The sequence below is a fragment of the Streptomyces sp. NPDC090032 genome, from assembly GCF_044748025.1.
Classification (GTDB): domain Bacteria; phylum Actinomycetota; class Actinomycetes; order Streptomycetales; family Streptomycetaceae; genus Streptomyces.
On record NZ_JBIVFF010000002.1, the window covers coordinates 558,028 to 582,927 of the forward strand.

The window sequence follows — 24,900 nt, forward strand, 5'->3', positions numbered from 1 at the left end:
CCTGAGTGGGGGGTTGAGCGGGAACTACATACAGAGGAGAGCCGTCACGAAACGCGAGGTCAGCGCGGTGGGCGCGGTGATCGCGGTGCCGACGACGACACTGTGCGCGCCCCGGGCGAGCGCGAGCGCGGCCTCTTCGGGAGTACTGACACGGCCTTCGGCGACCACAGGAACCTCCAGCGCGGTGGAGAGCGCGGCCACCAGATCGAGGTCGGGGCCGACCTGGCCGGGGGAGCCGGGTACGTAGCCGGACAGCGTCGTCGACACGAAGTCCGCGCCGTCGGCGGCCGCCGCGACGCCCTCGGCGAGAGTCGCCACATCGGCCATCACCAGGGCCCCGGCGCCGTGCACCGCGGCCACGATGTCGGCGAACGTGCCTCCTTCGGGCCGGGGGCGCGCGGTCGCGTCGGCGGCGACGATGTGGGCGCCCGCCTCGGCGACGGCCAGGGCGTGCCGGACGGTCGGCGTGATGTAGACGCCGGCTTCGCCGTCCTTCCACAGCCCGATGAGCGGCAGGTCGACGGCCGCGGAGATCGCGGCGACGACCTCGGGTTCGTTGGCACGGATCCCGGCCGCCCCGCCGGCCGCGGCGGACCGGGCCAGCCGTACGAGGGTGTCGGTGTCACGCATGGGATCGCCGGGCGGCGCCTGGCAGGAGACGATCAACTTGCCTTCGAGCAGGGCCGGGACGGCGGACGAGGGCGACGTGGGGGTGTTCGACGCGAGGGCGTTCATCGAGATACTCCAGGCAGGGGTGGTCAGGACTGTGGCGGCGCGTGCAGCGGCACCTGAGAGGGCAGGCGCGCGGCGCCGATGACGGCGGCGTCGGCCCCGAAAAGGGGCCTGGAGGGCCGGAGCCGAGCCAGCGGAGGCATGAGCTCGGCGGTGAACGCCTCGGTCAGCGCGCCCCAGTACAGCGGCCCGATGTGCGGCACCCCGCCGCCGACGACGACCCGGTCGGGGCCGAGCGTGTTGGCGAGACCGCCCAGGACGCGGCCGGCGGCGACCGCGCCGGTCACGATGGCGCGCACGGCTGGCTCCTCGCCCGACGCGGCCCGCTCGGCCACGGTCTCCAGGCGGTCCACGGACCGGCCCGTGAGCCGCCCGTACAGCGCGGCGATCCCCGGTCCCGACGCGACGGCTTCGAGGTGTCCCGTGCCGCCGCAGCTGCACGGCAGCCCCGCCGCTTCCGGACTCGGCACATGGCCGAGATGACCGGCGATGCCCGCGGTTCCGTGGACCATGCGCCCGCCCACGGCCATCGCTCCGCCGACACCGGTGCCGATCGCCGCGTAGACGAGGGACGCGCCCGCACCGGCGGCGGCCAGTTCGGGGGCGGCCGTGGCGCGTACGTCGTTGTCGCACGCCACCGGGAGTCCCGTACGGGCCGCGAGACCGGCGGCGAGCGCCGTGCCCGCCCAGCCGCGGATCGAGTCCGTGGCGCTGGTGACGGTGCCCGTCACCGGGTCGATCACGCCGGCCGCGGCGACCCCGAGGACGCCGGGCCCCGTGCGGCCGCCGACCGAGAGGGCCGCGTCGGCGAGTGCGTCGAGCACGGCGTCGGGGCCGTCGCCCGCGGGCGTGGGCCGGGTGTGCCGGGCGAGGACCGTGCCGTCCGGGGCGACGAGCACGGCGGCGATCTTCGTGCCGCCGAGGTCGAGGCCGATCGCGGGATCCGTGACCGTCATCGGACCGGCGCGAGTCCGGCAGCACGCAGGCGCCGCGCGACCTCGGCGACGGACTCCGCGCCGAGCTGGATCTGCGGGAACGCCGTGTCGCCGCACTCGATGACCCCGAGGAGCCGCAGCGCCGCCTTGAACGACCCGAGGGCGGAGGAGCTGCGCCCCATGTCGGCCTCGGGGCCGACGTCGACCATCCCGAACAGCGCGACGAGACGCTCCTGCTCCTTGGCGGCGAGCGCCCAGTCGCCTGCCAGCGCGGCGTCGTAGAGGCGCACGTATCCGGCGGGATCGACGTTGCCGATGCCGGGCACGACGCCGTCCGCGCCCGCCAACAGGGCGCAGTCCACGGTGAGTTCGGATCCGGTGAGTACCGAGAAGTGCGGGGCGGGCCCGTCCGCGCGGCCGTCGCGGCCGCCCAGCTCGACGAGCAGCCGGCGCAGCCCGCCCTCGTCTCCGCTGCTGTCCTTGAGGCCGGCGAGCGTGCCGTCCTCGGCGAGTTCCCGCACCAGCGACGCGGGGAGCTTGCTGTGGACGGCGACAGGGATGTCGTAGGCGAACAGCGGCAGGTCCACGTGCGCGCGCAGGGCGCGGAAGTGGCCCGCGATCTCCTTGGGGTGGGTGCGCGTGTAGAAGGGCGCGGTGGCGACCAGGGCGTCGGCGCCGAGTTCGGCAGCCACGCGCGCGTGGGCGATGACACGCGCGGTCGTGGTGTCGATGACGCCGGCGAGCACGGGGACCCTGCCCGCCGCCGTTTCCACGACGGTCCGCAGGGCGACGGCACGCTGCTCGTCGGTCAGAAACGCGACCTCGCTGGTCGAGCCGAGCGCGAACAGTCCGTGCACGCCGCCCGTGACGAGGTGCTCGACGAGACGGGCGAGGGATGCGGTGTCCACCTGGCCCGTCTCGTCGAGGGGGGTGCAGACGGGCGGGACGACCCCGCGCAGGGGTGTGGTCAGGGACATGGCGGCGCTCCGGGTTCTCTTCGGTTCAGAGGGGGTAGGGCGTCAGACATAAGACGTCCTACGTCCTGGGCGTCACCTTAAGTCGCACCCTGCGGGGGCGGTCAAGGGGTAGAGGTCACATTCACGCGACGGACACCGGTGAACGGAGTAACGGCGCGGGTGCACCCGGCGTCACTGCCCCCCAGGGCGAGATGGCCGGGCAGAACGGCCATGGTGGGCCGGACGTCGTGGGCCGCGATGAGCGTGCCCCTTTGTGGACGTGGTCAGGGCCGGCATCCGGTGCTGCGGGAATCCGTCTCCCCGGGTGGCGAGGTCCTGGAGGGTCAACTCGCCCCGGCCGACCGGGCGTTGGTGGCCGTGGGCGAGGGCCGGCGCCCCGATCCCGAGCGGGCCGTCAAGAGCGCGTGCGGGCCTCGGAGATGCGCCGTCGGACCGGCGCGTAGTGCTCGCCGACGGCCTGGGCGAACGCCACCGTGTCGCCCGCGCGGGCCGCTGTCACGATGCTGTGGTGGGCGGCGGCGGTCTCCGCCTGCTCGGTGTGCGCGAACCCGGCGATCTGCGGGGCCACGATGGCGTACACGTCCCAGAAGGCCATCGAGAGCTGGCCCATCAGATCGTTGCCGAGCGGCGCGACGAGCAGGGCGTGGAACGCGCGGTCGGCCTCGATGAGACCCTTGTCGTCACCGCCCACGCCGGCGTTGCTCATCCGGGTCACCAGCCGTTCCAGCGCGTCGAGTTGCTCGCCGCTGAGCGACGCGACGATCCGCTCGGCCATGCCGCGCTCGAACAGCTCGCGCACGTCCACGAGGTCGGCGAGGACCTGCACGTCGTCGTCGGGGCTCAGCAGCCCGCGGAACGTCAGGCTCTCCACCAGCGCGGACAGACTCAGGTGCCCCACATACGTGCCGTGGCCGTGCCTGACCTCGACGATGTCGAGCGCGTGCAGGATCTTGACGGCCTCGCGGACGCTGGACCGGCTCGCGCCGAGCGCCTCGCACAGCTCCGTCTCCGTGGGCAGCGGATCGCCGGGGTGCAGCCGGTTCTCGAGGATGTACCGCTTGATGCCGTCGGTGACTTCCTGCCGCAGCAGTGGCCGGACCGGCCTGATACCGGGCATGAGCGGTCTCCCCACCTCTGAACGCGCCTGGACCCGCCGCCCGGGCCGCTTCCACGCTACCAAGGCGTCGGACATCAGATGTCCCGGGTCGGACGAGCATGGGCATGGGCTGTGCGCCCCTCGTTCAAGGTGTCGGGCCGCCCTCGCCCCCGAGGAACAGGGCACCCTCGGGCTCCCGTCGACCGCCGGTCTGATGCCAGTAGTCGCGCGTCTCGACGGCGAGCCCGTCGGCGCGGAACCGTACGAACACGCAGCCCGCCAGCGTCGAGGTCTCGCCGCCCTCCTCTGCCACCACCCGGAACTCCGCCACGGTCAGTCCCTCAGGGCCGACCACCGGCGGTCCGAACTGCACGTCGAGCGGGCGCTCGCCCTCGAACGACCAGCGCAGATAGTCGGCCAGCTCCACCCGGCCCCGGTGCGGCGCCCTGAACGGCATCGAGCGGTGCACGCAGTCCTGCGCGTAGAGCGCGAGGAGCGCCGGGACGTCGTGCCGCGCCCACCCCCGCTCCCAGGTCTCGACGAACCGCAGTGCCGCGTCAGCTGTGTCCATGCCGGTGCGAACGCGCCCCCGTGGCGCCGTCATTCCTCGGGGCTCGCCGGCTTCTCGTGGTCGCCCTCCTCGACGGCGGGCGGTGGGGGACCGGGCTGCTGGGCCCGTTCAAGGAAGCGCAGGAGCTCCACCGGGAAGGGGAGCACGAGGGTCGAGTTCTTCTCGGCGGCGACGGCCACCACGGTCTGCAGGAGCCTCAGTTGGAGCGCCGCGGGCTGTTCGGACATCTGGGCTGCGGCCTCGGCGAGTTTCTTGGAGGCCTGGAGTTCGGCGTCGGCGTTGATGACGCGGGCACGCCGCTCACGGTCGGCCTCGGCCTGTCGCGCCATGGACCTCTTCATCGTTTCGGGCAGTGACACGTCCTTGATCTCGACCCGGTCGATCTGCACGCCCCAGCCGATGGCCGGGCTGTCGATCATCAGCTCGAGGCCTTGATTGAGCTTCTCGCGGTTGGAGAGCAGGTCGTCCAGGTCGCTCTTGCCGATGATCGACCGCAACGACGTCTGGGCCATCTGTGAGACGGCGAACCGGTAGTCCTCGACCTGCACGATCGCGTTGGCCGCGTCGACGACCTTGAAGTAGATGACGGCGTCGACCCGGACGGTGACGTTGTCGCGGGTGATGCCGTCCTGGGCGGGCACCGGCATGGTCACTATCTGCATGTTGACCTTGTGCAGCCGGTCGATGCCGGGGACGACGGTGGTGAACCCCGGCCCGCGGACCGCGCCGTGCAGCCGGCCCAGGCGGAAGACCACGCCTCGCTCGTACTGCTTGACCACGCGGGCCGCCGCGGCGGCATAGACGGCGCCGAACGAAGCGGCTGCGACCGCGGCCGTGAGCAGTTCCGCCAGCATGGCGACCCCCTGACTTTTGAGTCGTCCAGCTCGATGTGCGGCGGCCGGCTCGGGGTGTCTGAGCCGGCGCGATGTGCCTAAGCAGGCTGGTGTGCCTAATCCACGATATGCCCGAAATGTTCAATGGGGCGAGGAGTGCGGGTCGGTCACGGGGAGTGACCGCATCCGGCCCTCCGAGGGCCGGCAGACCCGTACTCGCGGCGGGCGGCCGGCCCGCCGCCACGGACCCAACTCCCGGCCGGGCCACGGCGACGGCTGGGGTAGTGTTACCGCTCCCAGCAGCGCTTCGGCCGAGGAGGTGAGCCCCATTACCGCTGTGTCAGGTCGGGTGCTCCCTTCACACGCCCCCGCTGTCCACCGGACGTAGGTGGCCGCAGGTCATCGGGAGCCCCATCGGCATCCCGAAAGGTCACGCTTCATACATGTCGGTTCAACCGTCACTCTCGCCACATCACCCCGACATCGTCGCCGGCCTGCGCGCCGCAGGCTGCGTCTTCGCCGAGGAAGAGGCGGACATCCTCCTGTCGACGGCCCGTACGCCGGACGAACTCGCCGCGATGGTCGAGCGCCGCGTGGAGGGCCTCCCCCTCGAACACGTCGTCGGATGGGCGGAGTTCTGCGGTCTGCGCATCACACTGGAACCCGGTGTCTTCGTCCCGCGGCGCCGCACCGAGTTCCTCGCCCGCCAGGCGGCCGCCCTCGCGCCCGCCGGGGCCGTCGTCCTCGATCTGTGCTGCGGCAGCGGGGCCGTGGCCGTGGCACTCGCCACCCGCGCCGAACCCGCCGAACTCCACGCAGCCGATCTGGACCCGGCAGCGGTGCGCTGCGCCCTGCGGAACGTGTCGCCGTTCGGCGGCGAGGTCCACGAGGGCGACCTGTACGGGCCCCTGCCCGCCGCGCTCAGGGGCCGCGTCGACATCCTGGCCGCCAACGGCCCGTACGTCCCCACGGGCGATGTCGCCCTGCTCCCGCCCGAGGCCCGCGACCACGAGCGGCGCATGGCGCTCGACGGGGGCGCCGACGGGCTCGACATCATGCGCCGCGTCGCGGCAGGCGCCCCTCAGTGGCTGGCCCCGGGCGGGCACCTCTTCGTCGAGACCAGCGAACAGCAGGCCGCCGAGGCCGTCGCGGCGGTCACCCGCAGCGGTCTGGCGGCTCGGGTGGTGACGGACGACGACCTGTACGCCACCGTGGTCATCGGGACGAAGCGGGGTGCGGTGGGGGAGGGGTAGCGCGCCGGCGCGGTGGGAGCTAGGGGGTACACCCCGTGTCCCCCTGGCCCGCCCGGCTCGGGACCCGGCGCGTTCGTGTCCAGGTGAGGAGTTCGTCCGCAGGCCAGGTGTTCACCACGCGGTCGGCCGGTACCTCGCACTCCTCGGCACGGGCGCAGCCGAGGGGCTGCCAGTCGAGCTGGCCCGGCGCGTGCGCGTCCGTGTCGACGGAGAACAGCGTGCCCGCGGCCACGGCCTCGCGCAGCAGCCTGCGAGGCGGATCGAGGCGCTCGGGGCGACTGTTGATCTCGACCGCGGTGCCCGACTCCGCGCACGCCGCGAACACGGCTTCCGCGTCGAACTGCGACTCCGGGCGGCCCCGTCCCACGCCGTTGCGTCCCGTCACGAGCCGCCCCGTGCAGTGCCCGAGCACATCGGCGTGAGGGTTCGTCACCGCGGCGACCATCCGGCGCGTCATCGCCGGCGCGTCCATGCGCAGCTTGGAGTGCACCGACACCACGACGACGTCGAGCCGGCCGAGGAGTTCGGGTTCCTGGTCGAGGGATCCGTCGGCGAGGATGTCGCACTCGATGCCGGTGAGCAGCCGGAAGGGCGCCCAGCGCTCGTTCAACTCCGCCACTACGGCCAGCTGTTCACGTAGCCGCTCCGGCGACAGGCCGTGCGCCACGGTCAGGCGCGGCGAGTGGTCGGTCAGGACGGCCCACTCGTGACCGAGGGCGATCGCCGCGCGGCCCATCTCCTCGATGGTGCTGCCGCCGTCCGACCAGTCGGAGTGCAGATGGCAGTCGCCACGCAAGAGCGCGCGCAGCCGCTCACCGCCCTCGGCGAGCGGCGCCGCGGCGCCCTCGCTCTCCAGGCGCGCCAGATAGGCCGGCACCTCGCCCGCCAGCGCCTCCCGGACCACCTGCGCCGTCTTGGGCCCGACTCCCTTGAGTGATTCGAGCGTCCCGGCCGCGGCGCGCTCGGCCACCTCCCCGTCGGGCAGCGCGCCGAGCACCTGGGCGGCGGTGCGGAAGGCTCCGGCGCGATACGGCGGGGCCAGTGTGCGCTCCAGGAGAAAGGCGACCCGCTCCAGCGCCTCGACGGGTTCCATCGCCATGGCCTTCGCCACCTCCCGCTCCCGCGTCGCGTACCGCTTCCTCCAGTTCCTCCAGCGTGGCGCACCCCCGTGTGCGCCGCGACACGCGGGAGTCCGAGGACGGCCGGGGGCCCATTGCCTACGCCGCATGCTCCGGCGTCCGGACGGGTCGGTCGCCGGACACCCGGGACCACCACACGCCCTCCCCGCGCGTCAGGCCCGGCAGAGCGAGCTCGGCCCCACGTACTTCGCGGGCCGGGAGCGAGCCCGTGACGACCCAGGAAGTGGTGCCGCCCGTCGTGTCGCCGAACTCGGCCTCCGCGGCGGACAGGCGGGCGGTCACCGCGGCGAGCGTGTCCAGCGGGATCTCCGCCTCGAACGCGTGCACCGGTTCGTGCACCGTCGTCCCCGACCGCTCCAGCGCGCGCCGCAGGACGAGCCGCGTCAGGCCCCGGAAGTCCCCGGCGACACTGACCGGCGACAAGAACCCGGAGCGCACGAGTGTCACCCGGCAGTCCGTGACGGGCCACCCGAGTGGCCCCTCGCCGAGTGTCGCGTGCACCGTGTCCTCGACGGCCTGGTGGAACGCGCGGGGCAGCGCGCCCAGCTCCGTCTCGTACGAGAAGACCCGCCCGGAACCACGCGGACCCGGCTCCACGCGCAGCCCGACCGTCGCGCAGAATCCCGTCTCGCGGTGGTGCGTGATGTCCTCGTACACCTCGACGGTGCCTGCGGGGCGCTCGACGCAGCGGATGCGGCTCGGCTCGAAGACGGCCTCGATGCCGTAGTCCTGGACGAGGGTCGCGGCCAGGACCTCCTTCTGCACCTCGCCGTAGAGCAGCAGGGCCGTGCTCCCGTCGGGCGCGGGCTCCGCGTGGATGAGCGGATCCTGCCCCGCGATGTCGAGGAGCGCGCTCCGCAGCGCCGCCGAGCGGCCGGGGCGAACGGCCCGCACGAGGGTCTCCAGCGTGGGCGGCGCGAAGCCCGGCGCATGGCCGCGGCCGTCGCGCGGGCCGAGCCGGTCGCCGACCCGGACGTCGGGCACGCCCCGCAGCTCAGCGATGTTTCCGGCAGTGAGGGTGCCGGCCGTTCGCCCCACCACGTCGAGACCGGTGACGCGTCCGGGAATCTCGGTGACAGAGCCGTCGGACGCGTCCCGCAGGAACGTCACACGTTGACGCTCCTTCAATTCACCCTCGTTCAGGCGGAGATAGGCCACCCGCTCGCCTGCCGGGCCTCGGCGTACCGCGAAGACCGTGCCGCGCGGTACGGCTCCGGGAGACGGTACGGCCGACGGGTGGGGGATCAACCGGGGGACTTCCTCGATGAGTTGGGCGACGCCCTGGCCGCCGAGGGCCGAGCCGAACAGGACGGGGTGCACGGAGCCGTCCGCCGTGCGTGCCGCCAGGACGCGGCGCAGGTCGGCGGCGGTCGGCTCGGGACCGTCGACCAGACCTGCGAGCACCGAGTCGTCGACCTCGGCGAGCGCTTCCGCGACAGCGGCCCGTGCGACCGGGTCGGTGAGACGCCGCGGGACCGTCCGGGCCGACGGGGTGCCGGCGTCGTGGACCTCCGTGAGCGGCACGACGTGCGGGGTCAGGCGGCGGCGGACGTCGTCGAGCAGCGCCTCGTCCCGCGCGCCCGCCCGGTCGATCTTGTTGACGAAGACGAGGGTGGGCAGCCGCAGCCGGCGCAGGGTCTTGAGGAGGACACGGGTCTGGGCCTGGACGCCCTCCACGGCGGACAGCAGCAGCACGGCGCCGTCGAGGACCGCGAGAGCGCGCTCGACCTCGGCGATGAAGTCCGAGTGCCCGGGGGTGTCGATGAGATTGATCTGGATGTCGCCGATGGTGAACGCGGCGACGGCCGAGCGGATCGTGATGCCGCGCTGCCGCTCGATGTCGCCGGTGTCGGTACGGGTGTCGCCCGCGTCGACGCTGCCGAGACGGGTGATCGCGCCGGTGTCGAAGAGGAGACGCTCGGTGAGGCTGGTCTTACCGGCGTCGACGTGGGCGAGAATGCCGATGTTCAGGGTGTGCCGCGTGGGCTGGGAAAGCATGGAAGGTCGAGTCCTCGAAAGAGTTCGTCCGGTCAGGGCGCTGAACTGCTTCGAAGGAATGACGCATTCCGTGCTCCAGGGCTGTCGGGGGCGTGGCCCGACCATGATGCGGCGCGACCGGCAGACCCGCGCAACTCATTTTCCGTGGCGCGGCGCGGCCTGACGCGGCCCGGCGCCCCGCCGGTTCCCTCGGACGGGTCAGTCGGCGAAGTGCCTCACGTACCGCTTCTGCCAGGGTGTTTCCACGGCGTGCGCGGCGTAGTTCCGGCGGACGAACTCCACGGCGCGGTCGGCAGGTACGCCGTCCAGGACGGCCAGGCAGGCGAGCGCCGTCCCGGTCCGCCCGCGGCCACCGGCGCACGCGAACTCGACCCGCTCCCCGGCGGCCCGCTCCCACGCGTCCGAGAACACCTCACGGGCCTCCTCGCGGCTGCTCGGCAGTCGGAAGTCGGGCCAGCGCAGCCACCGCGACTCCCACGGGACGTCGGGCGGCCGCCGGCCGAGAAGATGCACCGCGTACGAGGGAGAGGGACCCGGCGGGAGCGGGCGGCGCAGACCGCGCCCGCGGACCGTCCGTCCGGAGGGCAGCAGCAGTACGCCGGCGGCGCCTGCCTCCCACGGGCTCGCGGCGCTTGTCCCGGACGGCGGCCCGGAGTCGAACTCGTTCATCTGCGCTCCCGTCGGTGAACAGCGTCGGTCCCCCATCATGTCCAGGACGAGCCATCGTCTCCCGAAATCCCGCGACTTGATCGCCGGGCGGTGCCAGACTCGACGGACGCGTGACCACGACTCAGCTGACCATGACCGCGACTCCACGACTCATCCACGGAGGCCGTACGCGTGACCGAGAAGCCGCGCCTCGAGGTGGCCGGGCGCGCGCTCGTGCCGCTGCTCGCGACGGTACTTGTCCTGCTGCTCGCGGGGACCTGGCTCCTGTCGGGTGCCCTCGTCGAGGCCGCCGGGCCCTTGACGGTCGCGACGGGGCGCACCGCCGTGTGCTGCGTCGTCCTCACCGCCTTCGCCGCCGCCCGCTCCTCGGGGCGCAGGCAGCTGCGTGAGGTGGTCCAACGGCCGTGGCTGGTATGCCTGTTGGCCCTGCTCGGATTCGCCGGATACGCCGCGGGCACCCTCCTGGCCATCCCGCGCGTCGGCACCTCCCTCACGAATCTCGTCGTCGCTCTCATGCCGTGCGCGGGCGTGGCCATCGGCGCGCTCTGGTTCGGCGAGCGTGCGAGCCGACGCTCCGTGACCGGCGCCCTCATCGCGACGGCGGCGGCCGGCGCGTACGCGGCGCTCGGCGGCCAGGGCACCCTCGACGCACCGGGCCTGCTCCTGGCGCTCGCCGGGATGTTCGGGTTCGCGGTGTACGGGTTCCTCTACCGGCGCACGCTCGCCGGTCTGCCGCCGCTGGCCGTACTTCCGGTGCTGCTCGCCGCCGCCACCGTGATGCTGCTGCCCCTCACCCTGCCGGGGCTCCGGGCGCATCCGCCGACGGCGGCGCAGTGGGCGGGCATCGCGCTCCTCGGTGGTGCCGTGTACGCCCCCGCCTATCTGGTGCAGCACCGGCTGATCCTGCTCAAGGGGCCCGTTTTCACCGCCGCCGTCCAGCTCGCCGTGCCGTTCACGGTGCGCATCGGCGACTGGGCCCTGGGCACGGCGGGTGCTCCGGGGCTCACCGAGGCCGCGCTGCTGGCCGCCGCGTGCGCGGGCATCGCTCTCGTCACGCTGGAGCGGCGACGGCCCGGGAGCGATGTGAGTGCTCCCGGGCCGTCAGTGACTCCCGATTCCGTTGGACGGACCGACTCTTCCGGGGCCGCGTTGCCTACTACGTTGCCCGGTTGGCCTTCATCGACAGGCTCGCGCACAGGAGCCCGAGCACGAAGATGAGACCACCGATGATCACGTTGTTGAGGATGACGCCCAGGTCGGGGCTGGAGCCCACGATCCACGGCGCGATGATCATCCAGGCGCCCATGGCGCACATGGCCCAGCTGAGGCCGTACATCCGGGTCGGAGTGACGGCGAACCCGATGGCCAGGACTGCGATCGCGATGCCCATGATCAGGTTATGGGTCGCGAGCAGGGGCTGGCTGGCGCTGTAGTGGACCACCAAGGGGGAGATGGCGCAGTAGAGACCGATCAGGAAGACCGGTGCGTCCATGAGCGCCACATCGCGGCCACCGAGTACGCGCGCGTACCGGTCCCGCATTTCCGAGATGTCAGGGTGACTGGAGAGGTCAGGCCTGTGGTGAAGGTCGGCCATGAGAATCGACTCCTTAGGTTCTCGAAGTCTGACCGCGTCGCGCGGCGGACTGCCACGCACCCTCATTCTGCGCTTATTCATTCCTTATGTGTACTTGTGGCGGGAAAGAGGTGCTGATTGGGGAGAATCGCCGCCTCGGCGAGGTCCGGGATCTCCGCGACGGTCACGCCCGCGTCCTCCAGGATTCCGATGCCGTCGGCGCCCGCCACGAAGGTGTCGGGCTCGCGCCAGGCCGTCACCACGCGCCGCGCGCCCGCGTCGAGGATGAGCCGGGCGCAGGGCTCGGGCCGTGACGCGCGGCGGGCGCAGGGTTCGAGGCTGCTGTAGACGGTGGCGGTCCGCAGCCGCGGGTCCGCCGGGTCGATCTTGGCGAGCGCGGCCTCCTCGGCGTGCACGACCGGGTCCCCGCCCTCGCGCGAATATCCGCGTGCCAGCTCCGTGCCGTCACTCGCGACGATCACCGCGCCGACGCTGAACGCCGTTTCGGAAGGCGGGCAGTCCGAGGCGAGGGCGCAGGCGAGGGCGAGCCAGTGCCGGTCGGCCGCCGTGGGGGAGTCGTCGGTGCCGGGCGCGCAGGGCGCGTACCGCATCAGCACCACGTCGCCGACCGGCCGGGTCTCCAGGAGCCGCATCCGGTGCCGACTGCCGCCGGGGTACGCGCCGGGTCCGAAGAGGCGGGGCGCGTCCGGTTCACCCACGACGAGCGGTGCCACCGCCAGCTGCACCTCGTCGGCCAGGCCGCGCTGGAGCAGCTGGGTGTGGACCCGGGTGCCCCCTTCCACCATCAGGCGCCGCACACCGTGCGCGGCGGCCAGGTCGTCGAGCAGACTCGCCCAGTCGACGGTGCTCCCGAGGGCGGCCACCTCGGCGAGCGGGCCGAGCCGCTCCCGCGCGAGTACCGCCCCGGCGTCGGTCGTGTAGACGACCTTGTCGCCGCCCGTCGTCCAGAACGGGTCCCCGGCGTCCAGGTCACCCGACGCGGTCACCGCCACCTTCAGCGGATACGCGGGCAGTCCCGCGGCCACCCGGTCGGCGCGCCGTTGCTCGGACTTGACCAGGAGCCGCGGCCGGTCGGCCCGCAGAGTGCCCGCTCCCACGAGGATCGCGTCGCACGAGGCGCGCACCGCGTCGACCCGGTCGAAGTCCTCGGCGTTGGACAGGAGCAGGCGCTCGGGCCCCGCGTCGTCGAGGCAGCCGTCGAGCGAGACGGCCGCCGAGAGGAGGACGTAGGGGCGGGACGGGCGGGACGGCTGGGACATGGCGGCTCCGGGTCCGGGAAGCGAGGAGGGCGGCGGGGCGAGAGCTGTGCTGCTTCAACCTTCGAACACTATCCGGGACCTGCCGCGGCCGAGGCGGTCGTCAGCGCAGCCGCATCGGCCGCAGTGGCACCTTACATTCCTTGACCGGCATATAACCAATGCGGCATATTGACGTCATGCCCGCATCCGCCGTCTGGACCGCACTCGCCGACCCGCACCGCCGCGTCATCGTCGCGCTGCTGCTCGAGCGTCCGCGGCCCGTCGGTGAGATCGTCGAGGCGTGCGGCCTGAGCCAGCCCAGCACCTCCAAGCACCTGCGGGTACTGCGCGAGGCGGGCCTGGTCGACGTCGAACAGGAAGCCCAGCGCCGCGTCTACCGCCTGCGGCCCGGACCCGTCGCCGAGCTCGACGCCTGGCTCGAGCCCTACCGGCGCCTGTGGAACGACCGCCTCGACGCACTCGGGCGCCGCCTCGACGCCCACGCCCCCGAGGACGACGAACCAGCGAAGGACTGAAGGCCATGACCACCCCGCACCCCGCACCCACCGGCAGCTACGCCCCGCTCGACGACGGCCGCCCCGCCGTCCGCTTCACCCGCACGTACGACCACGCGATCGAGCGTGTCTGGCGTTACGTCACCGACCCCGCCGAGCTCGCACACTGGTTCCCGTCCCAGGTCGAGATCGAACTGCGCCCCGGCGGCGTGATCCGTTTCCACGGCGACCCGAACATGCCCGAGTCGACCGGCCGCGTCCTCACCGTGGACGTCCCGCGCCACCTCTCCTTCAGCTGGGGCGGCGACGAACTCCACTTCGACCTGGAGGCGCTCGACGTGGCGCGCACCCGCTTCACCCTGACCAACGTCCTGGAGGCCGCCGACACCGCGGCCCGCAACGCCGCGGGCTGGGAGATCTGCCTCGCCGCCCTGGACGCGGCCGACCGCGGCGAGAGCTTCGACGGCCCGCATGCGGGAACGCTCGTCCCGTGGAAGGTCCACTACGACGCTTACGTCGCGGCCGGACTGCCGTCGGGGGCGCCGGTCCCGGGCATGGACGAGGCGTAGGCCTTGTCCCTTACGCGGAGTCGCCCGGCGCGGCGGCGCGCGGCGGCCACACCCCGGGCAGCAGCACGCCCGACGCGTAGGCGCGCGCGACCAGTGCCGTACGGTTCGTCGCGCCCCACCGCTGGGACAGGCGCCGCAGGTGGTAGTTGACGCCGTCCGTGGTCAGGCCCGTGTCGCGGGCCGCCTGCGCCGTGGTGGCACCGGCGGCCAGGAGCTCCAGGATGCGTGACTCGGCCGCGCCGGCGGTTGCCCGCGGCCGGTCGGGAGCGGCCGGGCGTTCGCCGACGACCCGCAGCATGACGAGCAGATCCGGCGTCCGTTCGACGGTGTCGCTGACCGGATCCACGGTCAGCTCGCCCTCCCGCAGTGCGCCGTCCGGCGTCTCCCAGGCGACCGAGACCTGATAGCGGGAGCGCCGCCGCAGTCGCAGCGCCTCGGCGATCCGGTGGAGCTGCGACTCGTCCCGCGGGCGGAACAGGTGCAGGATGTCCCGGCCCTTCAGGCGGCCGGGGGTGGTGTCGCACTCGCCGGCCATGGCCGCGTTCGCCAGCATGATCGTCCCGCGTGGTCCGCACACCGCGACGGGCATCGGGATCCGGTCGAAGAGCAGCATCGCGCGATTGCGCCACAGCACCCCGTCCATCGCGTACCCCTTCCCACGTGGCGTTTCATGTCGCGGCCGGACTCTTTACACCTTCGGACCCTTTTCACCTGCGGTCCCTTGTCACGTCCGGCCGACGAGCGCAAGCGCGGCGCGCCGCAGGTCACTACACAATCATGTAGTGCGGCGGCCCGGCCCGGCGGGGCCACGGGATCAAGCTGGACGGGCACCGAACCCCGTACCGCGAAAGGCAGTTGCCGCCCCCATGCCCGACTCCGCGCTGCTCCCGCCGGCCCCCACCGACGGCCTTCCGCTCATCGACATCTCCGCCACCGGCCCGGGACCCGCGCCCCTCCAGCAGGCCATGGAGCTGTCCCGCCGCCACGGCCCCGCACTCGTGCGCAGGCTGCACGGCCGCGACGCCCTCTTCGTCAGCGACCTCGACCTCGTCACCGAACTCGCCGACGAGACCCGCTTCGCCAAGCACGTGGGCCCCGCGCTGGAGAACGTCCGCGCCTTCACCGCCGACGGCCTCTTCACCGCCTACAACGACGAGCCGAACTGGGCCCGCGCCCACGACATCCTCATGCCCGCCTTCGCCCTGGGCTCCATGCGGACCTACCACCCCGTCATGTACCAGGTGTCCCGCCGCCTCATCGAGTCCTGGGACCGCGCCGCGCACGCGGGCAGCCCCGTGGACGTACCGGGCGACATGACGCGGATGACCCTCGACACCATCGGACTCGCGGGCTTCGGCTACGACTTCGGGTCCTTCGAGGGATCCGAGCCGCACCCCTTCGTGGAGGCCATGGTCCGCTGCCTCGAATGGTCGATGAAGCGGCTCGCCCGCACGCCCGGAACAGACCACTCGGCCGCCGACGCCGCGTTCAAGGCCGACGCCGACTATCTGGCGCAGGTGGTCGACGACGTCATCACGGCGCGCACCGACGCACCCGAAGGCGACGACCTGCTCGGCCTGATGCTCACCGCCCGCCACCCCGACGGCAGCGCGCTCGACACGGCGAACATCCGCAACCAGGTCATCACCTTCCTCATCGCGGGCCACGAGACCACCTCGGGCGCGATGTCCTTCGCCCTGTACTACCTGGCCAAGCACCCGGCCGTACTCGACCTCGTACGCCGTGAGGCCGACGCCCTGTTCGGGGACGCGGCCGACCCCGAGCCCAGCTTCGACGAGGTCGGCCGGCTCACCTACACGCGGCAGGTGCTGAACGAGGCGCTGCGCCTGTGGCCGACCGCCGCGGCGTTCAGCCGGCACGCGCGTGAGGACACGCTCCTCGGCGGCCGCATCCCGTTGCGTGCCGGGCAGGCGGTCACCGTGCTCACGCCGATGCTGCACCGGCAGCCCGTGTGGGGAGACAACCCGGAGCTGTTCGACCCCACCCGGTTCACGCCCGAGGCGGAGGCCGCGCGCTCGCCGCACGCCTTCAAGCCGTTCGGAACCGGTGAACGCGCCTGCATCGGGCGGCAGTTCGCGCTCCACGAGGCGACGATGCTGCTCGCTCTCCTGGTGCACCGCTACCGTCTCGTCGACCACGCCGACTACGAGCTCACGGTCAAGGAGACCCTGACGCTCAAGCCCGAGGGCTTCACCCTCACGCTCGTCCCGCGCACCTCCGCCGACCGGAACCACCCGGCCCTGCCGGGCCACGCGCCCGTGGAGGAGCGGACCGCCGCGCCGGACACGCTGCCCGCCCGCGTGCGGCCCGGCACCGGGGTCCTGTTCCTGCACGGCAGCAACTACGGGACCTGCCGCGGCCTCGCCGAGCAGCTCGCCGACGACGTCGCCGCGCTGGGCTGCGACACGGCCGTCGCGCCGCTCGACACCCATGCGGGGGCACTGCCCACCGACCGCCCCGTCGTCGTGGTCGCGGCCTCCTACAACGGCCGGCCCACGGACGACGCGGCCGAGTTCGCCGCCTGGCTCGACGGTGCACAGGAAGGCGCCGCGCACGACGTCACGTACGCGGTCCTCGGGGTGGGCGACCGCAACTGGGCCGCCACCTATCAGCACGTACCGACGCGCATCGACGAACGGCTCGACGCGCTCGGTGGCACCCGCCTGTGCGAGCGCGCCGCGGCCGACGCCTCCGGCGACCTCAACGCCACCGTCCGCACGTTCACGACCGGGCTGCGCGCCGCGCTCCTCACCCAGTACGGGGACCCCGACGCGGCTCCTGCCGACACGGCTGAGCCCGAGGACGCGTACGAGATCCGGGAGATCGGCGGTGGGCCCCTCGATGTCGCGGCCGCCCGGCACGGGCTCGTCCCCTTCACCGTCACCGAGGCGAGCTCCCTCACCGCGCCCGACCACCCGCGCACCAAGCGCTTCGTGCGTCTCGCGCTGCCCGAGGGCGTCACGTACCGTACGGGGGACCATCTCACCGTGCTGCCCGCGCAGGATCCCGCGCTCGTCGAGCGGACGGCCGCCGCGTTCGGGGTGGATCTGGACACGGTCCTCGACATCCGGGCCCGGCGCCCGCGCCGCGACGGACTCGCTCTGGACCGGCCGCTGACGGTCCGTGAACTCCTCACGTTCCACGTCGAGTCGGGGCACGCCCCCACCCCGGCCCAGGTGGCACTGCTCGCCGAGGCGAACCCCTGCCCTCCCGAGAAGGCGGCGCTCGCGGGACTCGCCGACGACCCGCGTACGCTCGTCGAACTCGTGGAGGACCACCCCGCCCTGCGGGGTGCGCTGACCTGGCCGCAGCTCCTCGACCTCCTGCCGCCGCTGAAGCCCCGGCACTACTCGATCTCGTCGAGCGCCGAGCAGAGCCCCACGCACGCGGACCTCATGGTGTCCGTCCTCGACGCCCCGGCCCGCTCGGGCCGCGGCCGGTTCCGTGGCACCGGATCGACGTACCTGGCCGGGCTGCGGCCCGGCGATACGGTGCTCGCCCGCGTCCAGCCGTGCCGCGAGGTCTTCCGCGTCCCGAACGGCTCGGAGACCCCTGTCGTCATGATCGCCGCGGGAACGGGCCTCGCCCCCTTCCGCGGCGCCATCGCCGACCGCGCCGCCCTGCTCGCCGCCGGCACCCCGCTGGCACCCGCCCTGTGCTACTTCGGCTGCGACCACCCCCGAGGTGACTTCCTGCACGCCGACGAACTGCGTGCAGCCGAGGCCGCGGGCGCCGTCTCTCTGCGCCCCGTCTTCAGCGAGGCGCCCGAGGAGGGCCACGCCTTCGTCCAGCACCGAGTGGCTGCCGAGGCCGATGAACTGTGGGCGCTGCTCGGGGCCGGGGGACGCGTCTACGTCTGCGGTGACGGGGCACGGATGGCGCCCGGCGTGCGCGACGCGTTCCGCGCCCTGTTCCGGGACCGCACGCCGGGAGCCGACGACGAGGCAGCCGAACGCTGGCTCGCCGGTCTGGTCGCGGACGGACGTTACGTGGAGGACGTCTACGCGGGCTGAGTGCTCCGCACGGGAGGCACCGCGCCCCGGAGGCGGCGTACGGCTCGTGCCGCACGCCGCCTCCGGGGGACGAGGATCAGGAAAGGACCAGCTCAGGGTTGTACATGTCGAGCCAGAGCGCGAGGTCCAGCGTGCGTTCGAGCCCGCGCCGCGACGCCTGGCCGATCTGCGGCCCCTCACGGTGCGCGGCCTGCGTCACCCGCTCACGGTCGACCAGGTCGAACACCCGGTGCGAGGGCCGGGAGAGCAGATCCTTCGCGTGGTTCTGGAGAGCGACGGCGTACTTCGGGTCCTGCGTCGACGGATACGGGCTCTTCACCCGGTCGTACACCGACTTCGGCAGCACGTCCGCGGTCGCCTCGCGCAGCAGGCTCTTCTCCCGGCCGTCGAACGACTTCAGCGACCAGGGCGTGTTGTACACGTACTCGACGAGGCGGTGGTCGCAGAACGGGACCCGCACCTCCAGGCCGACGGCCATGCTCGTGCGGTCCTTGCGGTCGAGCAGGACCCGCACGAACCGGGTCAGGTGCAGATGGCACATCTTGCGCATCCGGTACTCGAAGTCGCTCTCGCCGTCCAGTCGTTGGATGCCGCGCACGGCGCCCGCGTAGCTGGCGCGGACGTATCCGTCGAGGTCGAGGGCGCCGGCCAGGTCACCGCGCAGGACGTCGGCGTCGTCGCCCATGTGCTGGGCCATGTGCACCAGCCACGGGTACGTGTCGGCGTTGCGCGCCTCTTCGTCGAAGAACTGGAGGTATCCGCCGAACACCTCGTCCGCGGACTCGCCCGACAGGGCGACCGTCGAGTGCTCCCTGATCGCCCGGAACAGCAGGTAGAGCGACGCGTCCATGTCGCCGAAGCCCGCGGGGATGTCACGGGCCCGGATCACCCGGGCGCGGACGTCCGGGTCGGCCAGCGCGTTCGAGTCGAGGACGATGTCGCGGTGGTCGGTGCCGGCGGCCTTCGCCACGTCGTGCACGAACGGGGTGTCCGGTGTGCCGCGCATCTCGTCGGCGACGAAGTTCTCCGTCTGGCCCACGAAGTCCACGGCGAAACTGCGTACGGTCTCGCCCTGTGCACCGAGCTGCCGCGCCGCGATCGCCGTCATGGCGGAGGAGTCGAGGCCACCGGACAGCAGCGTGCAGCGCGGCACGTCGGCGACGAGCTGGCGGCGCACGATGTCGTCGAGGAGCGAGCGCACGGTCGCGATCGACGTGTCGCGGTCGTCGGTGTGCGGGCGGGTCTCCAGCCTCCAGTACGCGTGCTGCCGCAGTCCGCTGCGGTCGACGGTCACGATGGTGCCCGGCTCCACCTCGTGCATTCCGTCCCAGACCGCGTGGCCAGGCGTCTTCACCATGGTGAAGAGCTCCCGCAGGCCGTCGAGGGTCACCCGCGACTTCGCGAGCGGATTGGCGAGGATCGCCTTGGGCTCGGACCCGAACAGGACACCGTCCGCAGTCTCGTAGAAATAGAAGGGCTTGATGCCCATGCGGTCCCTGATCATCACGAGCTTGTCCTCGCGGCCGTCCCAGACGGCGAACGCGTACATGCCGTTGAGGCGCTCGGCCAGCGCCTCGCCCCACTCCAGGTAGCCGCGCAGCACGACCTCGGTGTCGGAGTCGGTGGTGAACGTGTGGCCGCGTGCGGTCAGTTCGCTCCGGAGTTCCGTGTAGTTGTAGGTCTCGCCGGAGTACACGAGCGCGACGGTGCCGCGCGGTGTCTCGGCGGTCATCGGCTGACGCCCGCCCGGCAGGTCGATGATCGCGAGCCTGCGGTGGCCGAGCGCCGCGGGCCCCTCGGTCCACGTGCCGCGGTCGTCGGGGCCGCGGCACGCCATCGTCTGCGTCATCGCATCCAATGTGTCGGCAGAAGCGCGCAGGTCGCGGTCGAAGGAGATCCAGCCGGTGATGCCACACATACGTTCCTCCTGCATGCCGTACTGGCGCCGTACCAGTTGTAATCAGCACCTATATGTCGAGCATGTGACATGCACTGTGTACGGTCAACGCGCCGTTAACCCGGTGGAGGTACCTGACCCCATTGGTTTCGGCCGCACTTTGCGTGACCGGGTGGAACGATCCCCATTGCAAATCCCGGCGGCTCTCGGGTCGTTGCGGTACCGCGGGCCGGCCGAACGAGTGCGATCCGGCCAAGGGCAAAAACTTGATCAACCCCTGGCCGGACCCCGCGGTGCTCAGGCCGTCGCGGCCAGGGACTCGTCGAACGTCGCGGCGGCAAGGCCGAACGAGAGCGTCATGCCGATACCCGAGGTGACCGAGATGGCCCGTACCCCCGGTGCCATGTCGCGGACCAGGAGGGGGCCGCGGCCGCTGCTCGCGTAGACGCCCTGCCAGCGTTCCTTCACCCGCAGGTCGCCCGCGCCGAGGACCTTGGCCGCCGAGTCGAGCAGCAGCTGTGCCGTCGGCTCGTCCTCGAAGGGGATCGTGGTCCGGCCGTAGGCGTGGGAGTCCCCGACCAGGACCGTTCCGTCGGGCAGGCGGGTGAACATGACGTTCGCGACGACGTCGAGCAGCTCGGGGCTGTGGCCGGTGACTTCCTCGCGCAGCCGGGGACCCGACGGCATGGCGGTGAAGGCGTCGTAGCGCAGCATGGACGTGGCGGTCAGGATCGCCGCGTCCGTGCGGAAGGCGTCGGGCGCCGCGACGCGCGCCATGGTGAGCCGGCAGCGTTCGATGCCGTGCTCCTCCGCCGCCGTGGGGTACAGGCGGTCCAGGTCGTGGCCCACGCAGACGAGGATCCGGTCGCCGTGGACCGGGCCACGGCCGGTGTGGACGGTGCCCTCCTCGACGCCGTTCACGTTCGTGCCCCACACCACGGTGACGTTGGGCTGTATGGACAGCCATGCGGCCAGGTCCGGGGCGGCCTCGCGGGGGTTGACGCGCAGGTCGTCGGGGAGGAAGGCGCCGCCCACGATGTCGCCGATGTCGGCGCCCCGGCCGAGTTCCCCCGCGACCTCCTCGCGGGTCCGCAGCCGGACGGTGTCCGCGCCGCGCTCCTCGCGCAGTTCCTCCAGGACCGCCAGCTCCGCCTGGGACCTCGCCACCACGAGCGCGCCGGCCTCCTTGGCCCACAGGCCCGAGCTCTTCGCGGCCTCCAGCCACCCCGCTCGCGAGCGGTAGGCGAGTTCCAGCAGGTCGCCGCGCTGTGCCGTGATGCAGCAGTGCCCGAAGTTGCGCACCGAAGCCCCTACGGGCTGCCAGTCCCGCTCGATGACCGTGACGGTCAGGCCGCGCCGGGCGGCCTCGAAGGCGTGGGCCAGGCCGACCACCCCGGCACCGACGATGACCAGGTCACTGCGGCCGCGGGGCAGGTCGGCGGCAGGCGAAGGGGCGGAGGGGGACGCTGTCGTGAAGCTCATGGATTGCAGCGTGCGAGGTCCGGGGCGCATGGGGCAATACTTGTGTGTACAAGTTTTCCGTCTGTTTACCTTCCGTGCCCCGGAGCGGGGTGAACGACTCCGAAACGTCACGGCTCTGCCCCCTTGCGGCCACGTGCGGGCCTTGAGAAGTGGCCGGTCGAGCTGCGATAGTCATCTTGTGAAGACAAGTAAGGGAGTGCCGCTCCACGAGCAGCTCGGCGCCGAGTTCCTGCGGCGTATCGAGTCCGGAGAGTGGCCGGAGGGCGAGCCGGTCCCGAGCGAATCCCAGCTCTGCGAAGAGTTCGGGACCTCCCGCGGGCCGGTCAGACAGGCCTTGTCGATACTGCGGTCTGACGGGCATCTCGTCGGCGGCCGGGGCAAGCCGCCCGTCGCCCGGCGGGCGGCCCCGTCGCAGCCCTTCGCGTCGCTCATGTCGTTCACGCAGTGGGCGAGATCGATCGGCCGTGAGCCGGGGCAGCTGACCGTCGAGGTCGCCCGCCGCCGGGCCTCCCCGGAGGCCGCCGCACGGCTCGGCCTCGACGAGGGCGAGCCCGTGGTCGACCTGGTCCGGCTGCGCCACCTGGACGGCGTGCCGGTCATGGTCGAGCGCTCCACGTTCGTGCTCCACGTCGGCCGGCACCTGTTCGACATGGACCCCGACGCGGGCTCGATCTACGAGGCCCTGTGCGGGCGCGATGTCGACCTGCACCACGCCCGTCACACCATCGACGCCATCGCCGCCGACGCACAGGACGCGTCGCTCCTCGGCATCGAGCCGGGCGAACCCCTGCTGCGCGTAAGGCGGTTGGCGTTCTCGCGGGACGGCGTGCCCCTGGAGTACGCCGACGACCGCTATCTGCCGACGCTCGCCAACTTCACCATCGAGAACACCGCCGAGGGACACACCGTCGTCGGCCGGTACCGCACTGACGAGGAGAACCCCAGTGATTGAACTCGCCGTATTCGACATGGCAGGCACGACGATCGACGAGTACGGCGCGGTGTACGAGGCGCTGCGCCACGCCGTCGAGTCGACCGGCGTGACGGTCGACGCGCAGGACCTGCAGACGTGGATGGGCACCGACAAGCGCGAGGCCATCGACGCCCTGGTCCGCCTCGGCGGCGGCACCCCCGACGCGGAGCTGGTCGAGCGGCAGTACGGGGTCTTCCGGGCGTTCCTGAAGGAGCGCTACGACGAGGCCCCGCCGCAGCCCATAGCCCAGGCCGACAAGGCCCTCGCCGAACTGCGCGCCCGGGGCATCAAGGTCGCCCTGACCACCGGGTTCAGCGCCGACGTGGCCCTGCCGCTGCTCGCGTCGCTCGGCTGGTCCACGGACGAGGGCGGCAACCTCGACGCGGTCGTCACCGCCGACGAGGTCGTCCGCGGCCGCCCCGCCCCGTACATGATCCACCGGGCGATGGAGAAGACCGGCGTCGTGGACGTCCGCAAGGTGCTCGTCGCGGGTGACACCGTGGTCGACCTCGAGGCCGGACAGCACGCGGGCGCGGGCGTCGTCGTCGGCGTCCTCACCGGCCAGCTCTCGCGCACGGAGTTCGAGGCGCACCCGCACACGTACATCCTGGACAGTGTCGCCGAGGTGCCGGACATCGCGGAGGCTACGGCCGCGCGGTAGTCGTACAGAGAGGACACGTGGGCGGCAGTGCCCGGGCGAAGGCTCGCGCGGCTGCCGCCCACATCCCGTCAGTCCTCCGCCAGCGCCGCGTCCACGATCGACTGCGCCTGCGTCTGCACCTGGGCCAGGTGGTCGGGGCCGTGGAACGACTCGGCGTAGATCTTGTACACGTCCTCGGTGCCGCTCGGCCGCGCGGCGAACCAGGCGTTCTCCGTGGTCACCTTCACGCCGCCGATCGCGGCGCCGTTGCCCGGCGCGTGGCTGAGCCGTCCGGTGATGGGCTCGCCCGCGAGCGTGTCCGCGGTGATCGCGTCGCCGCTGAGCTCGGCGAGCCGTGCCTTCTGCTGCTTGGTCGCCTTCGCGTCCACGCGCGCGTACGAGGACGAGCCGTGCTCCGCGGCGAGTTCGGCGTAGTACTGCGAGGGAGTCTTCCCGGTCACCGCGGTGATCTCGGCCGCGAGCAGCGCGAGGAGGATGCCGTCCTTGTCGGTCGTCCAGACGCTGCCGTCCCTGCGGACGAAGCTCGCGCCCGCGCTCTCCTCGCCGCCGAAGGCGACCGACCCGTCGACGAGCCCCGGCACGAACCACTTGAATCCGACGGGGACTTCGAGCAGCTCACGGCCGAGGGATGCGACGATCCGGTCGATGACGGCGCTCGACACCAGTGTCTTGCCGATCGCGGCGTCGGACCGCCAGCCGGTGCGGTGCGTGGCCAGGTAGTGGATCGCCACGGCGAGATAGTGGTTCGGGTTCATGAGACCGGCGTCGGGCGTGACGATGCCGTGCCGGTCGGCGTCCGCGTCGTTCCCCGTCAGCAGGTCGTAGTCGTGCCGCTTCGCGAGGACGGACGCCATCGCGGGGGCCGACGAGGGATCCATCCGGATCTTGCCGTCCCAGTCGAGCGTCATGAACCGCCAGGTCGGATCCACCTCGGGGTTGACCACCGTCAGGTCGAGCCCGTACATCTCGCCGATCCGCGCCCAGTAGTGCACGCTCGCCCCGCCGAGCGGGTCGGCGCCGATGTGCAGTCCGGAGGTCCGGATGGCGTCGGTGTCGATGACGGAGCTCAGCTCTTCGACGTACCGCTCACGGAAGTCGTACAACTCCGGAGCCACGTCCTTCGTGCTGCGCACGTCCCGGTTGCCGTCGGCGAGCAGTTCGTTGGCGCGGCGTGCGATCCAGGAGGTCGCCGTGGAGTCGGCGGGGCCGCCGTGCGGCGGGTTGTACTTGAAGCCGCCGTCTCGCGGCGGGTTGTGGCTCGGCGTGATGACGATGCCGTCCGCCTGCCCGAGCTCGTCAGGCGCGGTGCTGTTCCAGTGCAGGATGGCGTGGCTGAGCGCCGGGGTCGGCACGTAGCTGTTGTGGATGTCGGCGAAGACACGTACACCGTTCGCCGCGAGGACGCCGAGCGCCGTGTGGAGCGCGGGGCGCGAGAGGGCGTGGGTGTCGGGCCCGATGAACAGCGGGCCCGTGATGCCCTCGGCCGTGCGGTACTCGACGATGGCCTGCGTGATCGCCGCGATGTGCTGTTCGTTGAACGCGCCGTCCAGGCTGGAGCCGCGGTGCCCGCTCGTGCCGAAGACGACGCGCTGCTCGGGGCGGTCCACATCGGGGACCTTGGTGAAATACGCGTCGACGAGTTCATCGATGTCGACGAGATCCTCCGGCCTGGCCTGGGTTCCTGCGCGCTCAGTCATGGGGGCATTCTCCCATCAGGGCCGCGCGCGACGCAGG

Annotated in this window: 21 protein-coding genes and 1 pseudogene; 7 read left to right on the forward strand and 15 right to left on the reverse strand. The window is 72.4% G+C overall.

Annotated elements, in window-relative coordinates; all coding sequences use genetic code 11:
• Nucleotides 1-24 precede the first annotated feature (24 nt).
• The 6 genes and pseudogenes from ACIPWY_RS06250 to ACIPWY_RS06275 all read right to left on the reverse strand — a co-directional run.
• Nucleotides 25-735 (reverse strand): N-acetylmannosamine-6-phosphate 2-epimerase, encoded by a 711-nt coding sequence (locus ACIPWY_RS06250; protein ID WP_401532372.1) that lies wholly within the window; start codon nucleotides 733-735, stop codon nucleotides 25-27.
• 23 nt (nucleotides 736-758) lie between these two features.
• Nucleotides 759-1,688: an ROK family protein gene (locus ACIPWY_RS06255; RefSeq protein WP_401532373.1), complete on the reverse strand. Its 930-nt coding sequence runs from the start codon at nucleotides 1,686-1,688 to the stop codon at nucleotides 759-761.
• Nucleotides 1,685-2,644 carry a dihydrodipicolinate synthase family protein gene (locus ACIPWY_RS06260; RefSeq protein WP_401532374.1) on the reverse strand — a complete coding sequence of 320 codons (960 nt, stop codon included), beginning with the start codon at nucleotides 2,642-2,644 and terminating at the stop codon, nucleotides 1,685-1,687. The genes ACIPWY_RS06255 and ACIPWY_RS06260 overlap by 4 nt, the downstream gene beginning before the upstream one ends.
• Nucleotides 2,645-3,038: 394 nt before the next feature.
• Complete coding sequence (locus tag ACIPWY_RS06265; RefSeq protein ID WP_393698775.1) at nucleotides 3,039-3,761, reverse strand: FadR/GntR family transcriptional regulator; 723 nt, start codon at nucleotides 3,759-3,761, stop codon at nucleotides 3,039-3,041.
• A 124-nt stretch (nucleotides 3,762-3,885) separates the two neighbouring features.
• A complete protein-coding gene (locus tag ACIPWY_RS06270) occupies nucleotides 3,886-4,311 on the reverse strand; it encodes a nuclear transport factor 2 family protein (protein WP_362900398.1) in 426 nt (141 codons plus the stop codon).
• 59 nt (nucleotides 4,312-4,370) lie between these two features.
• Nucleotides 4,371-5,165, reverse strand: a pseudogene (locus ACIPWY_RS06275) (slipin family protein); the annotation flags it as partial.
• Between the two features lie 422 nt (nucleotides 5,166-5,587).
• Between ACIPWY_RS06275 and ACIPWY_RS06280 the strand changes: the two are divergent.
• Nucleotides 5,588-6,397 (forward strand): putative protein N(5)-glutamine methyltransferase, encoded by an 810-nt coding sequence (locus tag ACIPWY_RS06280; protein WP_393698777.1) that lies wholly within the window; start codon nucleotides 5,588-5,590, stop codon nucleotides 6,395-6,397.
• A gap of 19 nt (nucleotides 6,398-6,416) precedes the next feature.
• Here the strand turns inward: ACIPWY_RS06280 and ACIPWY_RS06285 are convergent, their stop codons facing one another.
• From ACIPWY_RS06285 to ACIPWY_RS06295, 3 genes are all read right to left on the reverse strand, one after another.
• Nucleotides 6,417-7,490 (reverse strand): PHP domain-containing protein, encoded by a 1,074-nt coding sequence (locus ACIPWY_RS06285; RefSeq protein WP_362900793.1) that lies wholly within the window; start codon nucleotides 7,488-7,490, stop codon nucleotides 6,417-6,419.
• A gap of 124 nt (nucleotides 7,491-7,614) precedes the next feature.
• A complete protein-coding gene (otr(A), locus tag ACIPWY_RS06290; protein ID WP_401532375.1) occupies nucleotides 7,615-9,534 on the reverse strand; it encodes a tetracycline resistance ribosomal protection protein Otr(A) in 1,920 nt (639 codons plus the stop codon).
• A gap of 198 nt (nucleotides 9,535-9,732) precedes the next feature.
• Complete coding sequence (locus ACIPWY_RS06295; protein ID WP_362900390.1) at nucleotides 9,733-10,203, reverse strand: protein phosphatase; 471 nt, start codon at nucleotides 10,201-10,203, stop codon at nucleotides 9,733-9,735.
• A gap of 171 nt (nucleotides 10,204-10,374) precedes the next feature.
• Here ACIPWY_RS06295 and ACIPWY_RS06300 point away from each other — a divergent pair, with 171 nt between their 5' ends.
• Nucleotides 10,375-11,421 carry a DMT family transporter gene (locus ACIPWY_RS06300; RefSeq protein WP_393698779.1) on the forward strand — a complete coding sequence of 349 codons (1,047 nt, stop codon included), beginning with the start codon at nucleotides 10,375-10,377 and terminating at the stop codon, nucleotides 11,419-11,421.
• On the opposite strand, the gene ACIPWY_RS06305 is transcribed toward ACIPWY_RS06300, so the two are convergent.
• Nucleotides 11,360-11,797 (reverse strand): SPW repeat protein, encoded by a 438-nt coding sequence (locus tag ACIPWY_RS06305; protein WP_362900386.1) that lies wholly within the window; start codon nucleotides 11,795-11,797, stop codon nucleotides 11,360-11,362. The two genes, ACIPWY_RS06300 and ACIPWY_RS06305, sit on opposite strands and share 62 nt — an antisense overlap.
• A 77-nt stretch (nucleotides 11,798-11,874) precedes the next feature.
• Nucleotides 11,875-13,056 carry a dihydrofolate reductase family protein gene (locus tag ACIPWY_RS06310; RefSeq protein ID WP_393698781.1) on the reverse strand — a complete coding sequence of 394 codons (1,182 nt, stop codon included), beginning with the start codon at nucleotides 13,054-13,056 and terminating at the stop codon, nucleotides 11,875-11,877.
• A gap of 176 nt (nucleotides 13,057-13,232) precedes the next feature.
• Between ACIPWY_RS06310 and ACIPWY_RS06315 the strand changes: the two genes are divergently transcribed.
• Both ACIPWY_RS06315 and ACIPWY_RS06320 read left to right on the forward strand, forming a co-directional pair.
• Nucleotides 13,233-13,571, forward strand: coding sequence for an ArsR/SmtB family transcription factor (locus tag ACIPWY_RS06315; RefSeq protein WP_401532376.1), 339 nt, complete (start codon nucleotides 13,233-13,235; stop codon nucleotides 13,569-13,571).
• A gap of 5 nt (nucleotides 13,572-13,576) precedes the next feature.
• Nucleotides 13,577-14,119, forward strand: coding sequence for an SRPBCC family protein (locus tag ACIPWY_RS06320; RefSeq protein WP_362900382.1), 543 nt, complete (start codon nucleotides 13,577-13,579; stop codon nucleotides 14,117-14,119).
• 10 nt (nucleotides 14,120-14,129) lie between these two features.
• Here ACIPWY_RS06320 and ACIPWY_RS06325 read toward each other — a convergent pair whose 3' ends face one another.
• Nucleotides 14,130-14,762 (reverse strand): PAS domain-containing protein, encoded by a 633-nt coding sequence (locus ACIPWY_RS06325; protein WP_401532377.1) that lies wholly within the window; start codon nucleotides 14,760-14,762, stop codon nucleotides 14,130-14,132.
• A gap of 223 nt (nucleotides 14,763-14,985) precedes the next feature.
• Between ACIPWY_RS06325 and ACIPWY_RS06330 the strand changes: the two genes are divergently transcribed.
• On the forward strand, nucleotides 14,986-18,153 hold the full coding sequence (locus ACIPWY_RS06330; RefSeq protein WP_401532378.1) for a bifunctional cytochrome P450/NADPH--P450 reductase: 3,168 nt from the start codon (nucleotides 14,986-14,988) through the stop codon (nucleotides 18,151-18,153).
• 76 nt (nucleotides 18,154-18,229) lie between these two features.
• Here the strand turns inward: ACIPWY_RS06330 and asnB are convergent, their stop codons facing one another.
• Together asnB and ACIPWY_RS06340 are read right to left on the reverse strand one after the other, a co-directional pair.
• Complete coding sequence (asnB, locus tag ACIPWY_RS06335; protein WP_362900376.1) at nucleotides 18,230-20,071, reverse strand: asparagine synthase (glutamine-hydrolyzing); 1,842 nt, start codon at nucleotides 20,069-20,071, stop codon at nucleotides 18,230-18,232.
• A 276-nt stretch (nucleotides 20,072-20,347) separates the two neighbouring features.
• Entirely contained in the window at nucleotides 20,348-21,532 is a 1,185-nt protein-coding gene (locus ACIPWY_RS06340; RefSeq protein ID WP_383891744.1) for a TIGR03364 family FAD-dependent oxidoreductase, read from the reverse strand.
• Nucleotides 21,533-21,710: 178 nt separating this feature from the next.
• Here ACIPWY_RS06340 and ACIPWY_RS06345 point away from each other — a divergent pair, with 178 nt between their 5' ends.
• Nucleotides 21,711-22,484: a GntR family transcriptional regulator gene (locus ACIPWY_RS06345; protein ID WP_362900372.1), complete on the forward strand. Its 774-nt coding sequence runs from the start codon at nucleotides 21,711-21,713 to the stop codon at nucleotides 22,482-22,484.
• Nucleotides 22,477-23,166 (forward strand): phosphonatase-like hydrolase, encoded by a 690-nt coding sequence (locus ACIPWY_RS06350; protein ID WP_362900370.1) that lies wholly within the window; start codon nucleotides 22,477-22,479, stop codon nucleotides 23,164-23,166. The genes ACIPWY_RS06345 and ACIPWY_RS06350 overlap by 8 nt, the downstream gene beginning before the upstream one ends.
• Nucleotides 23,167-23,234: 68 nt before the next feature.
• Here the strand turns inward: ACIPWY_RS06350 and pgm are convergent, their stop codons facing one another.
• The gene (gene pgm / locus ACIPWY_RS06355) at nucleotides 23,235-24,863 is read right to left on the reverse strand and encodes a phosphoglucomutase (alpha-D-glucose-1,6-bisphosphate-dependent) (RefSeq protein WP_393698792.1); all 1,629 of its coding nucleotides are present in this window, start codon (nucleotides 24,861-24,863) and stop codon (nucleotides 23,235-23,237) included.
• Nucleotides 24,864-24,900 lie beyond the last annotated feature (37 nt).

Bases quoted from the DNA above. Each gene is read 5' to 3' on its own strand.
- ACIPWY_RS06250 (WP_401532372.1), bottom strand. From the start codon at position 735: ATGAACGCCCTCGCGTCGAACACCCCCACGTCGCCCTCGTCCGCCGTC.
- ACIPWY_RS06255 (WP_401532373.1), bottom strand. From the start codon at position 1,688: ATGACGGTCACGGATCCCGCGATCGGCCTCGACCTCGGCGGCACGAAG.
- ACIPWY_RS06260 (WP_401532374.1), bottom strand. From the start codon at position 2,644: ATGTCCCTGACCACACCCCTGCGCGGGGTCGTCCCGCCCGTCTGCACC.
- ACIPWY_RS06265 (WP_393698775.1), bottom strand. From the start codon at position 3,761: ATGCCCGGTATCAGGCCGGTCCGGCCACTGCTGCGGCAGGAAGTCACC.
- ACIPWY_RS06270 (WP_362900398.1), bottom strand. From the start codon at position 4,311: ATGGACACAGCTGACGCGGCACTGCGGTTCGTCGAGACCTGGGAGCGG.
- ACIPWY_RS06280 (WP_393698777.1), top strand. From the start codon at position 5,588: ATGTCGGTTCAACCGTCACTCTCGCCACATCACCCCGACATCGTCGCC.
- ACIPWY_RS06285 (WP_362900793.1), bottom strand. From the start codon at position 7,490: ATGGAACCCGTCGAGGCGCTGGAGCGGGTCGCCTTTCTCCTGGAGCGC.
- ACIPWY_RS06295 (WP_362900390.1), bottom strand. From the start codon at position 10,203: ATGAACGAGTTCGACTCCGGGCCGCCGTCCGGGACAAGCGCCGCGAGC.
- ACIPWY_RS06305 (WP_362900386.1), bottom strand. From the start codon at position 11,797: ATGGCCGACCTTCACCACAGGCCTGACCTCTCCAGTCACCCTGACATC.
- ACIPWY_RS06310 (WP_393698781.1), bottom strand. From the start codon at position 13,056: ATGTCCCAGCCGTCCCGCCCGTCCCGCCCCTACGTCCTCCTCTCGGCG.
- ACIPWY_RS06315 (WP_401532376.1), top strand. From the start codon at position 13,233: ATGCCCGCATCCGCCGTCTGGACCGCACTCGCCGACCCGCACCGCCGC.
- ACIPWY_RS06320 (WP_362900382.1), top strand. From the start codon at position 13,577: ATGACCACCCCGCACCCCGCACCCACCGGCAGCTACGCCCCGCTCGAC.
- ACIPWY_RS06325 (WP_401532377.1), bottom strand. From the start codon at position 14,762: ATGGACGGGGTGCTGTGGCGCAATCGCGCGATGCTGCTCTTCGACCGG.
- ACIPWY_RS06330 (WP_401532378.1), top strand. From the start codon at position 14,986: ATGCCCGACTCCGCGCTGCTCCCGCCGGCCCCCACCGACGGCCTTCCG.
- asnB (WP_362900376.1), bottom strand. From the start codon at position 20,071: ATGTGTGGCATCACCGGCTGGATCTCCTTCGACCGCGACCTGCGCGCT.
- ACIPWY_RS06340 (WP_383891744.1), bottom strand. From the start codon at position 21,532: ATGAGCTTCACGACAGCGTCCCCCTCCGCCCCTTCGCCTGCCGCCGAC.
- pgm (WP_393698792.1), bottom strand. From the start codon at position 24,863: ATGACTGAGCGCGCAGGAACCCAGGCCAGGCCGGAGGATCTCGTCGAC.